The sequence below is a fragment of the Rhizobium sp. USDA 3886 genome (assembly GCF_056279785.1).
This window is the reverse complement of record NZ_JBWCDC010000001.1, coordinates 1,859,015-1,872,441: the sequence shown is the minus strand read 5'-3', so window position 1 is coordinate 1,872,441 and position 13,427 is coordinate 1,859,015. Positions and strand designations below refer to the sequence as shown.

7 protein-coding genes and 1 pseudogene are annotated in these 13,427 nt (G+C 61.9%); 4 read left to right on the top strand and 4 right to left on the bottom strand.

Annotated features, from left to right (window positions below; translation table 11 throughout):
• Positions 1–2: 2 nt before the first annotated feature.
• Together ACZ9BX_RS09710 and ACZ9BX_RS09705 are read right to left on the bottom strand one after the other, a co-directional pair.
• On the bottom strand, positions 3–524 hold the full coding sequence (locus tag ACZ9BX_RS09710; protein ID WP_476217456.1) for a YHS domain-containing (seleno)protein: 522 nt from the start codon (positions 522–524) through the stop codon (positions 3–5).
• A gap of 41 nt (positions 525–565) precedes the next feature.
• Entirely contained in the window at positions 566–1,156 is a 591-nt protein-coding gene (locus ACZ9BX_RS09705) for an ankyrin repeat domain-containing protein (protein WP_476219954.1), read from the bottom strand.
• Between the two features lie 257 nt (positions 1,157–1,413).
• On the opposite strand from ACZ9BX_RS09705, the gene ACZ9BX_RS09700 reads away from it, so the two are divergent.
• The 4 genes from ACZ9BX_RS09700 to ACZ9BX_RS09685 all read left to right on the top strand — a co-directional run bounded on the left by ACZ9BX_RS09700 (position 1,414) and on the right by ACZ9BX_RS09685 (position 8,227).
• Positions 1,414–2,973 carry a Do family serine endopeptidase gene (locus ACZ9BX_RS09700; RefSeq protein ID WP_027507496.1) on the top strand — a complete coding sequence of 520 codons (1,560 nt, stop codon included), beginning with the start codon at positions 1,414–1,416 and terminating at the stop codon, positions 2,971–2,973.
• A 153-nt stretch (positions 2,974–3,126) separates the two neighbouring features.
• Complete coding sequence (locus ACZ9BX_RS09695; protein ID WP_476219951.1) at positions 3,127–3,804, top strand: response regulator transcription factor; 678 nt, start codon at positions 3,127–3,129, stop codon at positions 3,802–3,804.
• Positions 3,801–5,210: a sensor histidine kinase gene (locus tag ACZ9BX_RS09690; protein ID WP_476217453.1), complete on the top strand. Its 1,410-nt coding sequence runs from the start codon at positions 3,801–3,803 to the stop codon at positions 5,208–5,210. Before ACZ9BX_RS09695 ends, ACZ9BX_RS09690 begins: the two co-directional genes overlap by 4 nt.
• 59 nt (positions 5,211–5,269) lie before the next feature.
• Positions 5,270–8,227, top strand: coding sequence for a bifunctional [glutamine synthetase] adenylyltransferase/[glutamine synthetase]-adenylyl-L-tyrosine phosphorylase (locus ACZ9BX_RS09685; RefSeq protein WP_476217451.1), 2,958 nt, complete (start codon positions 5,270–5,272; stop codon positions 8,225–8,227).
• On the opposite strand, the gene ACZ9BX_RS09680 is transcribed toward ACZ9BX_RS09685, so the two are convergent.
• Positions 8,224–10,542 carry a PAS domain-containing sensor histidine kinase gene (locus tag ACZ9BX_RS09680; protein WP_476219949.1) on the bottom strand — a complete coding sequence of 773 codons (2,319 nt, stop codon included), beginning with the start codon at positions 10,540–10,542 and terminating at the stop codon, positions 8,224–8,226. The genes ACZ9BX_RS09685 and ACZ9BX_RS09680 overlap by 4 nt on opposite strands.
• 182 nt (positions 10,543–10,724) lie before the next feature.
• A pseudogene (pepN, locus tag ACZ9BX_RS09675) lies at positions 10,725–13,374 on the bottom strand (aminopeptidase N).
• Positions 13,375–13,427 lie beyond the last annotated feature (53 nt).

Sequence of the window (13,427 nt, the reverse complement as noted above, 5' to 3'; positions counted from 1 at the left end):
ATTCATTCGGCCGCGATATGCTGCCAGTCCTTGTGCAACTTGTCGGAAATCAGGGTGCTCTGCACCTCCGACCAGTGCTTTTGGGAATCGACGACCTTGGTCGGTTTCTTTTCGAAGCCTTCCGCGGCACCGGGATCGTAACTCAAATAGAGCTTGCCATCGATGATCCGCCATGCCTTCGGGTCGATATTGGTCGTGACCGTCCCGAAGGACACGCCGTCGGCGCAATAGCCGCCGTATTGAGGCGCATATTTGCCGGGGTCGGCAATGAATCGGTCGCGGTTTTCGGAACTGGTGAAATGCCATTCGGCACCCAGCCACCGATGCGAATAGACCGGAGATCCTTCCACGGCCTTGTTTTCGGTGAAATAGGCCACCGGATCGTAGCCCTTGATCGCCACGTCCCCGAAATAGCCGGTATTCACCGGTTCTTCCGCCGATGCCGGCTGCGCGAACGCGAAGAGGATCGCGGCACCAGCGATAATGGCGGCGGCAGTGCCGCCTGTCTGCTTGTGATATGACATGTATCCATTCTCCCAGTTCGGGCGATGAGATGCAGCCAGCGCTATTTCCGCTTCGTGCACTCGCCATACAGCCAGTCGCCGACCAGATCGGCTTGCTGGCAAACAGCGCCCGCTTTCAACAGCAGGTCGGCGGCATCCCAGTGGGATCGCCATCCGGCCTGCGTCAACGGCGTGTAGCCGTTGCGTTCCTTTGCCTCTATGTTCGCCTTGTGTGTGACGAGAAAGGCGACGACATCGGCGTGACCTTCTTCGGCTGCAGCATGAAGCGGCGACATTTGGTAGAAGTTCTTTTCATCATTGATCAGCGCACCCTTCGATACGAGCAGTTCGACGACATCGAGATGTCCGCCATAGGCGGCTGCATGCAATGCCGTCAGCCCGCCCTTGTTTCTAATCTCGATATCGGCGCCTTTTTCGAGCAGAAGCGTGACGGTATCCGTGTTTCCGGCAAGTGCCGCGATTAGCAGAGGCGGCTCTCCCGACGCATCCGGCTCGGCGATGTTCGCGCCCTGATCGATAAGCTGGCCGACGCGTTCGCGATTGCCGTCCCCTGCCGCATCGTGCAGTGGACCGGCCCAGGCTGTCGAAAGCCCGAGCAAAATTCCCAGCAGAGATATGCCGACGACCCTCATCGCATGCCCTTGCCGCATATGCGGTCCCCGTACGAGCGGACGAATATTTAAGATATCATGAATATATCTAGGGGAGCAAGGATTACGGTGTTCAACCTGCTCAGGGTTGCACTGAAATTTATAGAGCGATCGTTCCTACATTACGAATTTTTCATTGTGCGGACAGTTCGCAGTAAGGTGCGGCATCCTATATCTTCATTCATCGACCGAACCGGCAATGGCCGGGACGAAGACAAGTAGAAGAGAAGGTGCCGAAAATGTTCAAGACTCCATCCCTCAACACGATGCTGAAGGCGTCCACTGTCGCAGGTCTCGCTGCCGCCGTGTTTGCAACCGGCGTGCCGCTGGAGATCACGCGTTCCTACGCCGAAGCCGTCAATGTCCAAGCTCCGTCGGTCCCGAGTTTTGCGAATGTCGTCGACGCCGTTTCCCCGGCCGTCGTCTCCGTTCGCGTAGAATCCCGCATCAATCCGGCTGCCGACAGCACCGATGGCTTTGCCTTCGATTTCAACGGCCGCGGTTTCGACGATCTCCCGGACGACCACCCGCTGAAGCGCTTCTTCAAGCAGTTCGGCGAACAGGGCCCGAACGGTCCGCAGGGCGGTCCGAACAGAAGGTTTGGCCCGCCAGATGGCAAGGGCCGTCTGCGCCCGGTCGCACAGGGCTCCGGTTTCTTCATTTCCGAGGACGGCTATGTCGTCACCAACAACCACGTCGTTTCCGACGGCTCGGCTTTCGTTGCTGTCATGACCGACGGGACCGAGTTTGACGCCAAGTTGATCGGCCGGGATCCGCGCACGGATCTTGCCGTGCTCAAGGTCGATGGCAAGGGCCGCAAGTTCACCTATGTCAATTGGGCCGACGACAACAATGTCCGCGTCGGCGACTGGGTTGTGGCGGTCGGGAACCCCTTCGGTCTTGGCGGGACGGTGACGGCAGGTATCATTTCGGCGCGCGGCCGCGATATCGGCTCCGGTCCTTATGATGACTACCTGCAGGTGGACGCAGCCGTGAACCGCGGCAATTCTGGTGGTCCGACCTTCAACCTCAGCGGCCAGGTCGTCGGAATCAACACCGCGATCTTCTCGCCGTCGGGCGGTAGCGTCGGCATCGCCTTCGCGATCCCGGCTTCGACTGCCAGGGACGTCGTTGCCGACCTGATGAAGGACGGTGCTGTTTCACGCGGCTATCTCGGCGTGCAGATCCAACCGGTCACCAAGGACATCGCCGATTCGCTTGGCCTGTCGGAAGCCAACGGTGCGCTAGTCGTCTCCGCGCAGGACGGCACGCCGGGCCAGAAGGCCGGCATGAAGGCTGGCGACGTCGTGACCGCCGTCAACGGCGAAACGGTCAAGGATGCTCGCGACCTCAGCCGCCGCATTGGCGCCATGCAGCCGGGCAGCAAGGTCGAAGTGTCGGTCTGGCGGGATGGCAAGGCGCAGTCCCTCACCGTCGAACTCGGCACCTTGCCGGTTGACCAAAAGGACGCTTCCAACGGCGACGACGGCGGTCCGGCGCAGCCGGAGGCACCGGCATCCGAGAAGGCACTTGCCGATCTAGGCCTGACGGTCGGTCCTTCGGAAGATGGCAAAGGCCTGACGATCACCGGTATCGACCCGGACTCGGATGCTGCCGACAAGGGCATCAAGCAAGGCGAAAAGATCACCTCGGTGAACAACCAGCAGGTCGCGAACGCCGATGATATCGTCAAGGTTCTGAACCAGGCGAAGAAGGATGGCCGCACCCGGGCGCTCTTCCAGATCCAGTCCCAGGACGGCAGCCGCTTCGTTGCGCTGCCGATCAACGGCCAAGGCTGATCCTCCCAGCTTGGTCTGAAAAGGGGAGCCGCGATCCGACCTCTACGCGGCTCCCTTTCTCCATCCTTTACGAGGACGACTGCGATGACCCCACTGCAACAGGACGACGCTTTGAGCCTTGCCCAAACGCAACCGGCAGGTAATGTCGGCCGCATGAAGATTCTCATCATCGAAGACGATCTTGAAGCCGCGGCCTACCTCACGAAGGCCTTTCGCGAGGCGGGCATCGTCGCCGATCATGCAAGCGACGGCGAAAGCGGCCTCTTCATGGGGTCCGAAAACAGCTACGACGTAATCGTCATCGACCGCATGCTGCCGCGCCGCGACGGGCTTTCCGTCATCAGCGAGTTGCGGCGTAAGGGTGTTCATACGCCGGTTCTCATCCTGTCCGCCCTCGGGCAAGTCGATGACCGCGTGACCGGCCTTCGCGCCGGCGGCGACGATTATCTGCCGAAGCCCTATGCCTTCAGCGAGCTTCTTGCACGCGTCGAAGTGCTGGGACGCCGCAAGGGCAAGCCGGAGCAGGATGTGGTCTACCGGGTCGGCGACCTAGAACTCGACCGGCTTTCCCATGAAGTCCGGCGCGGTGGCAAGGAAATCCCGCTGCAGCCGCGGGAATTCCGGCTTCTCGAATATCTCATGAAGAATGCCGGGCAGGTAGTCACGCGCACCATGCTTCTCGAGAATGTCTGGGACTACCATTTCGATCCGCAAACGAATGTCATCGACGTGCATGTCTCGCGCCTGCGCTCGAAGATCGAAAAGGACTTCAGCCAGCCGCTGCTGAAGACGATCCGCGGTGCGGGTTACATGATCAAGGACGAGGGATGAACCGCTTCTGGTTTCTCTTCAAGTCCACCGCAGTCCGCCTTTCGGCACTATACATCCTGCTTTTCGCAATCTGCGCCGCAACGCTCGTCTTCTATGTGACGGCGATGTCGCAGCGGCTGCTCAGCGGGCAGATACGCGAAGCCGTCCAGCAAGAAGTCGACGTGGTCAGGCGCGCCTATGATCTGGGCGGCATGAACGCGCTGTTGCGCGCGATGGAGCGCCGCACGCGCCAGCCGGGCGCCAATCTCTACGTCATTGCCGGTCCGTCGGGCGATATCCTTGCCGGCAACGTCGCCTCGGTGCAGCCGGGCGTCTTCGAGGAAACCGGCTGGACGTCTATTCCGTTTTCCTATCAGCGCTACACCGATAGCGGCGGCGGCGAACGCCGCCATATGGCGATCGCCAATATCTTCGTGCTCGACAACGGCCTGCGCATTCTCGTCGGCCGCGATCTCGGCGAACCGGAGCGCTTCCGCGTGTTGGTGCGCCAGGCACTGATGATCGCGCTGGCGATCATGGGCCTCGGCGCGATCATCATCTGGTTCGGTATCGGCCGCAACGCGCTGAAGCGGATCGATCGTATGTCGGCCGCAAGCAAGAAGATCATGGCGGGCGATCTCTCGCAGCGCCTGCCGGTCGGCGTGTCGGGTGACGAGTTCGATCGTCTGTCGGTTTCGCTGAACACGATGTTGGAGCGCATCGAAAAGCTGAACGAAGGGCTGCGGCAGGTTTCCGACAACATTGCCCACGACCTCAAGACGCCGCTGACACGCCTGCGCAACAAGGCTACGGATGCGATGGACACGGCCGATGAAGACCAGCGCCGCGCGGCTCTCGAAGGGATCATCTCGGAATCCGATCAATTGATCCGAACCTTCAATGCGCTTCTGATGATCTCGCGCGTGGAAGCGGGCTCAGTCGCAGCGGAGATGTCGCCAATCGAACTGTCGGCGATCGTTGCCGATAGCGCCGAGCTCTACGAGCCCGTCGCGGAAGAGGCCGGGCTGGCGCTGACATCCAGCATCGAACCCGACATATCCGTGCAAGGTAACCGCGAGCTGATCGGCCAGGCAATCTTCAATCTGATCGACAACGCGATCAAATATTCCGGCGATGCCAAGGGCGGTGAAATCAGTCTGAAGCTGCAGCGCCGGCCCGACGGCATCTGCCTTTCGGTCGCCGATCACGGGCCGGGCATTCCCGCCGACAAGCGCGCGGACGTCGTCAAGCGCTTCGTGCGGCTTGACGAGAGCCGGTCGAAGCCCGGCACGGGGCTTGGCCTTTCGCTGGTCGAGGCGGTGATGGAGCTGCATGGCGGCACGCTGGAGCTTTCAGACGCCGATCCGAAAAAAGAAGACGGCTGTGGCCTCACCGTCAGCATGATTTTCCCCGTCAAGCCTGCTTAGGGTTGGCCGCTCCAGATTGTGACCCTAGGTTAGGGGGTGCTGCCGTCCCGGGAGGTGGAATGCTGACGAAATCGACACATAGCCTGAAGGATGTGCGCAGCGGCCTGCTGCGCCCATTGAACCAATCCGAACTCAAGCTGGCGCTCGCTCACCTTCAGGATATCGGCAGACACGAACCGGCGGTCGCGGCGATGCTGCAGGCCGGTGGCCCGATGTGCGATTTCATTGCTGCGGGGCTGACGCTTTCGCCCCATCTTCGCGACGTCGCGAATATTGACAATGCGGTTCTCGCTGCTGCGATTTCATCGCCGCTCGAGCCGCAGATCGACGTGCTGATCGCCGAAGCGCGCGGCTGCTGGAAACCGGAGGCCGGGATTTCGCCTGCCGAGTCTACCGTCATGAGCCGGTTGCGGATCATCAAACGGAAAGTGTCCTTCCTTATCGCGCTCGCCGATCTCGCCGGGCTCTTCGATGGGCGGCAGACGACGGCCTGGCTGAGCGCTCTGGCCGAGGCCTCGGTCAAAGCGGCGATCGACCATCTGCTGCTGTCCTCCCATGAGAGCGGTAAACTGCAGGTGAAGGACATCGAGGATCCCAGCGAAGGCTCCGGCTTGGTCGTGCTCGGGATGGGAAAGCTCGGCGCATCGGAGCTGAATTATTCGTCCGATATCGATCTTGTGATTTTCTTCGACGAGCAGGCCGGCGTCGTGCCAGATCCCGAGGATGCGATCGACATCTTTCCGCGGCTGATGCGGCGGCTCGTGCGGATCCTCCAGGAGCGGACAGCCGACGGATATGTCTTCCGAGCCGATCTGCGCCTTCGCCCCGATCCAGGTTCGACGCCGCTTGCGATCCCGGTTGATGCGGCGATGGTCTATTACGAAGGACGCGGCCAGAACTGGGAGAGGGCAGCCTTCATCAAGGCGCGGCCCGTCGCCGGGGATACGAAGGCGGGCGAGGCGTTCGTGCGCGGGCTCATCCCCTTCGTCTTCCGCAAATATCTGGACTATGCGGCGATCGCCGACATCCATTCGATCAAGCGGCAGATCCACGCTCACAAGGGCCACGGCGCCATTGCGGTGAAGGGGCACAACGTCAAACTCGGCCGCGGCGGCATCCGCGAGATCGAATTCTTCGTTCAGACGCAGCAGCTGATCGCCGGCGGGCGCATGCCGGCGCTGCGCAGCCGCGGTACTGAGGAGACCCTAGCCGAACTCACCAAGGCGAAATGGATCGATGCGGAAACACGTGACGAACTGACGGAGGCCTACTGGTTTCTCCGCGATGTGGAACACCGCATCCAGATGGTGCGCGACGAGCAGACGCATCTGCTGCCGGAAACGGAGGCCGACCTGAAGCGCATCGCCTTCATGATGGGCTTCACCGATACGTCGAGTTTCGCCGAGCGGCTGGTGGAGGTTCTGCGGACCGTCGAGCGGCGTTATGCGCGGCTCTTCGAGCAGGAAACCAGACTGTCGACCGAGACCGGAAATCTGGTGTTCACCGGCCAGGCCGACGATCCGGATACGCTGGAGACCCTGAAGAAGCTCGGCTTCAAGCGTCCGTCCGACATTTCCCGTATCATCCGCACCTGGCATTACGGCCGCTATCGCGCGACGCAATCCGTCGAAGCGCGGGAGCGGCTGACGGAACTCGCGCCGGAGCTGCTTCGCGTCTTCGGTGAAAGCAAGCGGGCCGACGAGGCGCTGCTGCGCTTCGACAGCTTCATTTCCGGCCTGCCTGCTGGCATCCAGCTTTTCTCACTGCTCGGCAGCAATCCGGCGCTGCTTTCGCTGATCGTCAACATCATGTCCTCGGCGCCGAAGCTTGCTGAGGTGATCGCCGCCAAGCCGCACGTCTTCGACGGCATGCTCGATCCGGGACTGATGGCGGAGCTGCCGACACGCGACTATCTCGGCGAACGCCTGAAGGCATCGCTGGGGCAGGCGAGCCATTACGAGGAGGTGCTGGATCGGCTGCGCATCTTTGCCGCCGAACAGCGCTTCCTGATCGGCATCCGGCTGCTGACCGGCGCGATCAACGGGTTGATGGCGGCCCGCGCCTTCACCCATCTGGCCGATCTTGCGATCGAAGCCGCCCTCGAAGCGGTGAGGCAGGAAATGCGGGCGGCGCACGGCGATTTTCCCGGCGGAAGGGTCGCCATTGCCGGCATGGGCAAACTCGGCAGCTTCGAGCTGACGGCGGGCTCCGACATCGACCTCATCCTCCTCTACGACTATGACGACGCCGCTTCCGAGTCCGACGGCGCGAAGCCGTTGGACGCGACAAGGTACTTCACCCGCCTGACGCAGCGGTTGATCGCGGCGTTCTCGGCGCCCACCGCCGAGGGCGTTCTCTACGAAGTCGACATGCGGCTTCGCCCCTCGGGCAACAAGGGCCCGGTCGCCACGCGCATCAGGTCCTTCGAGAAATATCAGCGCGACGAAGCCTGGACGTGGGAGCATATGGCGCTCAGCCGCGCCCGCCTGATCTGCGGCGACCGGAGCCTGGTGAGCGAGGCGGAGCGGATCATCGGCGATGTGCTCTCAAAGAGACGCGACGTCGCAAAGGTAAGCCGTGACGTCGCGGAGATGCGCGAACTGATCGACAAGGAGAAATCGCCGGACGGCCTTTGGGATCTGAAACTTATTTCCGGCGGCGTGATCGATATTGAATTCATCGCGCAGTATCTGGCGCTGATTGCTCCGGCCAGGGACGTGACGGCGAAGATCGGCGGAATGAACAATACCGGCGATGCACTGAAGACGCTTGGCGGCAAGCTGATGCCGGCGGCCGACCTCGATCTCTGCCTGGAGGCGTTCACGCTCTACACGGAACTGTCGCAGCTGATCCGGCTTTGCATCGACGGGCCATTTGATCCGAAGGGTGCGCCGTCCGGCCTGACCGAGCTGGTGTGCCGGGCCGGAGATTGCCCGGACATTAAGACGCTTGAAAGCGAGGTCAAACGGCTTTCCAAGGCTGTCCGGAAGATATTCCAGGCGACGGTGAATTCTTAGCGCGCGCCGTCCGGAATGCGGAACGAGACGACAGTGCCGATCGCCTCGCGCGAGCGGATGCGCATCTTGCCGTCGTGAAGCGCCGTCAGCGAGCGGGAGATCGCGAGGCCGAGACCGGAGCCGCCCTTGCTCTTGGCATACTGGTTCTGCACCTGCTCGAAGGGCTGGCCGATCTTGGTGAGCGCCTCGTAGGGGATGCCGATGCCGGTGTCGGCGATCGTGACGACGACGCCTTCCGCATCGCGCCGGGTGCGGAGCGCGATACGGCCGCCCTCGTTCGTGAACTTCACCGCATTGGAGAGAAGGTTGAGCAGGATCTGCTTCATGGCCCGGCGGTCTGCCGTCAGCGTCATGCCTTCGCAAACCCGCTGTTCGATAATGATGTTCTTCTTGGCCGCCGGAATGGCGGTGAAGCGCAGGCTTTCCTCGATGAGCGGCGCAAGATCGATCTTCTCGCGGTGCAGTTTCATGTGCCCGGCCTCGATCTTCGACATATCGAGTATATCGTTGATGACGTTGAGCAGGTGCTTGCCGCTGTCATGGATGTCCCGGGCATATTCGTCGTATTTCAACGAGCCGAGCGGACCGAACATCTGGTTCTGCAGGATTTCGGAGAAGCCGAGGATGGCGTTGAGCGGCGTGCGCAGCTCATGCGACATGTTGGCGAGGAATTCCGACTTTGCCTTGTTGGCCGCTTCTGCACGCTCCTTTTCGGCCTGATAATTGGCGTTCGCGACCGAGAGAGCCGCCTTCTGGCTTTCGAGCGTCTGACGAGATGCCTTGAGGTCGCCGATGGTCGCGATGAGGCGCCGCTCGGATTCGCGCAGGCGCTCCTGGTTGCGCTTCAGAAGCGTGATGTCGGTGCCGACGGAAACCATGCCGCCGTCGCGGGTGCGGCGCTCGTTGATTTGCAGCCAGCGCTCGTCTGCAAGTTGGACTTCCGTCGTGCGAGAATGGCCGGCGCCATCGGCATCGGCCATTCGGCGCTCGATGACTGGCCGGGCGGCGGCGGCGTTGACCACGCTGCGCTCAGTGCCTGGAACGAGGACGCTATCGGGAAGCCCGTAGGCCTGCTGGAAGTGGGCGTTGCACATCACCAGGCGGTCGTTCTTGTCCCACAGAACGAAGGCTTCCGACGTGCATTCGATGGCGTCCGCAAGGCGCTGGTCGGCCTCGGCGTAGCGCTGCGCGAGACGGTGCTGCTCGGTCACGTCCATCGCGATGCCGATCATGTGCACGCGGCCGGAATTGCTGCGGATCATCTGGGCGCGGGCGCGCATCCACACATAGTGGCCCCCGGCATGGCGCATACGGAAGACCTGGTCGACCTGGCCGGAACTGCCCTTGGCGATCGAGCGCGCGATCTCGTGCAGCCCGCCGTCCTCAGGATGCATGAGCCGGGCCGCATCGCCGAAGGACATCGTCTTGTCGGAAGCCGGCAGGCCGAGCATGTCGTACATTGAGCGCGACCAGAAGAATTCGCGGTTGTCGAAATCGAAATCCCAAAGCCCGCAGCGGCCGCGCGAGAGTGCCGTCTCGACGCGCTGGTTCGATTCGACGAAGATCTCGTCGGCGTCGCGGGCGCGCTTGACCTGCATGTAGTAGGCGTAAAGGATCACCAGCAGGATCGAGGAAATGCCGGCAAACAGCGTGACGTTAAGGGTCAGCTCTTCGCGCCACAGCCTTCCGATCTCGTCCAGCGAGGTTGCGGCGATGATATAGCCGCCGGTGCTGCCGACCAGGGTGATTTCGGCATAGTGCGGATCGCCGCCGATCGTCGTTTCGATGACGCCGGCGCGATCTCCGAAGCGGCGGATGGCGGAAACCTCGGGAAAGAAATCGCCAGCATTCGATCCGACATAGGCAAGACCCGCGGTCGATGCTGCGAAGACCTTGCCGCTTGTCTGGACGAGGAGAACAAAGGAGCCGCGGCCGAGGCGGTCCTGCGGCAGGAATTTCGCCAGCTTCGTCTGCGCCTGCTCGGCGTTTCCGCTTTCGAAGAGGTCGGTCGAGTCGGCGAAGACGGCGGCTGCGGTCGCGGCCGAAAGCGCGGTCGCGTGCCGGGCGGCTGTGCCCATGCGAGCATAATCCGACATCATCCCGAAAAAATGCGAGGCCGCGACGACGGTCAGGAAGGCGACGATCAGAGCCGGGATGGCCCGTTTCAGGATAATCTCGGCTTGCGGAAGACGGTTAGCAATCGGCTTGGAGATCGCCGCGGTGCGCTTGGAGGCATTGCCGTGCCAGGCACGAAGCCCCTCGAAATCGACACGCAGCCGCCCTTCGGCCGCAGTTGCCCGCCGCACGTTCATCATCACCAGCTTTGATCCCTCGTGTGATTCGCGACGCCGCTCGCCCGAACCTGACTCAATGAATCACTACTGATTCGTCGTGTCCAGAGGGAAAGGTAAAAATCTATTAACCATTTATAAGTGCTGATTTTTTGCCGAGTCATTTCGAAGCGCCGCAGGGTCGTGCGGCGTTCCCGGCGGGCAAATCACCCCTTCAGCGTGCGCTCGACAATGTCGCGCACGTCGGTCGAAAGGGCAGGTGCCTGTTCGATCTCCGTCAGGGCCGCGCGGGCGAAACCGGCGCGCACCGGTTCGAGTGCGCGCCAAGAACGCATGGAGGTCAGGATTCGGGCGGCGAGCTGGGGGTTGCGCTGGTCGATATCGAGGATCTCGCGCGCCATAAAGCGGTAGCCTTCGCCGTCGGCCCGGCCGAAGCCGGTGGGATTGGTGAAGGCAAAGGTGCCGACAAGGGCGCGCACGCGGTTCGGGTTGGTGTGTTTGAAAAGCGGGCTTTCCATGAGCTTGCGCACCCGGTCGAGCGTGGCCGCGCCCGGGATGGTCGCCTGTACGGAGAACCACTTGTCGATGACGAGCGCGTTCTGCGCAAAGCGGTCCCGGAACGCCGAAAGAGCGGTAATCGCTTCGCGGCTTTCGGGAAAGCGATGCGCCAGGATCGTCAGCGCGTGCAGCAGTTCGGTCATGTTGTTGGCAGCGTCGAAAGCGGCCTTGGCGTGTCCCGGGCTGCACTGGGCGTAGGAAAGGTAAGTCAGCGCGGCATTGCGCAGCGCGCGGCGGCCGGCGCTCCGCGCATCCGGGCTGAAATCGCCGGGCGTGGTCATCGTCTCGAAGAGTTTGACGAAAACCTCGGCGCCCTGATCGGCAATCTGCTTCATGACGGCCTGACGCCCGGCATGGATCGCATCGGGATCGTTGTTGCTGCCGAGTTCGCGGGCAATATCGGCTTCGCTCGGCAGTGCGAGCGCCTGAGCGCGGAAGGCAGGCTCAAGGCTTTCGTCGGCAGCGGCAGCGAGCAGTGCATCAATGAAGGTCCGTTCGCAGACGATTGCTTTACCGTCGCGTGCATCACGCGCCGCTTTCAACAGATTCGGCAATGCCAGATCGGTCAGCGCCTGCCAGCGGGCGAAGTGGTCGGTTTCGTAACGGGCGAGCAGCGCAAGGTCGGCGGGGCTCTGGTCGAAATGCAGGTTGATCGGCGCCGAGAAGCTGCGGTTGATCGAAACGACCGGCCGGGAGCCGACGCCGTGGAAAACAGCGGTCTGCGTGCGGCCTGTCAGATGCAGCACTTCGCTTGCATATTCCGCGCCTTCGACGGAGGCCGGTTCGATCTTGCCGCCGTTCTCGCCGAAGAGAGCGAGGCTGAGCGGGACATGCATCGGCTTCTTGTCGGTCTGGCCCGGTGTTGCCGGAACCATCTGTTCCAGCGATAGGCTGAAGGTCTTGGCGGTCGCATCGTAGCTGCCGGAGGCGGTGACAAGCGGCGTGCCGGCCTGGTGATACCAGAGCGAGAACTGCGCAAGATCGCGGCCGCTCGCATCCTCGAAGCACTTGACGAAATCCTCGATCGTCACGGCCTCGCCGTCATGGCGATGGAAATAGATGTCCATGCCCTTCTTGAAGGTCTCCCTGCCGAGCAGGGTGGCGATCATGCGCGTCACCTCGCTCCCCTTCTCGTAGACCGTGGTCGTATAGAAATTGTTGATTTCCCGGTATTGCGTCGGTCGGACCGGATGGGCGAGCGGACCGCCATCCTCCGGAAACTGCTCCGACTTCAAGTGCCGGACCTCGGCAATGCGCTTGACCGGGCGCGAGCGCTGGTCGGACGAGAATTCATGGTCGCGATAGACGGTCAGGCCCTCCTTGAGGCAGAGCTGGAACCAGTCGCGGCAGGTGATGCGGTTGCCGGTCCAATTGTGGAAATATTCATGCGCGATGATCGCCTCGATATTGGCGTAGTCGGCGTCCGTCGCGGTTTCCGGGTCGGCAAGAACGTACTTGTCGTTGAAGATGTTGAGGCCCTTGTTCTCCATCGCCCCCATGTTGAAGTCGGAAACAGCGACGATCATGAAGATGTCGAGATCGTACTCGCGCCCGAAGACCTCCTCGTCCCACTTCATGGAACGCTTCAGCGCATCCATGGCATAGGCGGCGCGCGGCTCCTTGCCGTGCTCGACATAGATCTTCATCGCGACGTCCCGGCCAGACATCGTCGTGAATGTGTCTTCGATGACGCCGAGATCGCCGGCGACGAGCGCGAAGAGATAGCTCGGTTTCGGATGCGGGTCGAACCAGGCGGCGAAATGTTTGCCCTCACCATAGCCGGCGCCGCCGAGGAAGTTGCCGTTGGAAAGTAGAAGCGGATTAGCGGCCTTGTCGGCGATGATGTTGACGGTGTAGGGGAGCCAGAACATCCGGGCGGTCGGGGAAATAGGTGATGCGGCGGAAACCCTCGGCCTCGCACTGGGTGCAGTAGATACCGCCGGTGCGGTAGAGGCCCATCAACTGCGTATTTGCTTCCGGATTGATGATCGTCGTGATCGTCAGTTCGAAAGGCTCGGCTGCCGGGAGGTCATAAACGGTCAGGCTCTCGGCCGTTGCTGTATATTGCTCCGCCGACATATCCACCTGATCGAACAGCAGGCCGGCAAGCGAAAGGTCGTCGCCGTCGAGAACAAGCGGCGCCTTCAGACTAGCACCTTCGCGGCGATGAAAGATCAAGCGCGCTTCGACTTTTGTTTCCGTGGGATCAAGCTCGAAGGTCAGGTCCACACGTTCCAGAACGAAGTCGGTGGGGCGGTAGTCTGCCAGATTGATGACCTGGCCCGTGTCTGTACGCATATTGTTCCCTGAAGACCTTTATCGATATGGGCTGGGACAGACGCGAATGCTCT

Coding starts and splice junctions, on each gene's coding strand:
- ACZ9BX_RS09710 (WP_476217456.1), bottom strand. CDS start 524: ATGTCATATCACAAGCAGACAGGCGGCACTGCCGCCGCCATTATCGCT.
- ACZ9BX_RS09705 (WP_476219954.1), bottom strand. CDS start 1,156: ATGAGGGTCGTCGGCATATCTCTGCTGGGAATTTTGCTCGGGCTTTCG.
- ACZ9BX_RS09700 (WP_027507496.1), top strand. CDS start 1,414: ATGTTCAAGACTCCATCCCTCAACACGATGCTGAAGGCGTCCACTGTC.
- ACZ9BX_RS09695 (WP_476219951.1), top strand. CDS start 3,127: ATGAAGATTCTCATCATCGAAGACGATCTTGAAGCCGCGGCCTACCTC.
- ACZ9BX_RS09690 (WP_476217453.1), top strand. CDS start 3,801: ATGAACCGCTTCTGGTTTCTCTTCAAGTCCACCGCAGTCCGCCTTTCG.
- ACZ9BX_RS09685 (WP_476217451.1), top strand. CDS start 5,270: ATGCTGACGAAATCGACACATAGCCTGAAGGATGTGCGCAGCGGCCTG.
- ACZ9BX_RS09680 (WP_476219949.1), bottom strand. CDS start 10,542: ATGATGAACGTGCGGCGGGCAACTGCGGCCGAAGGGCGGCTGCGTGTC.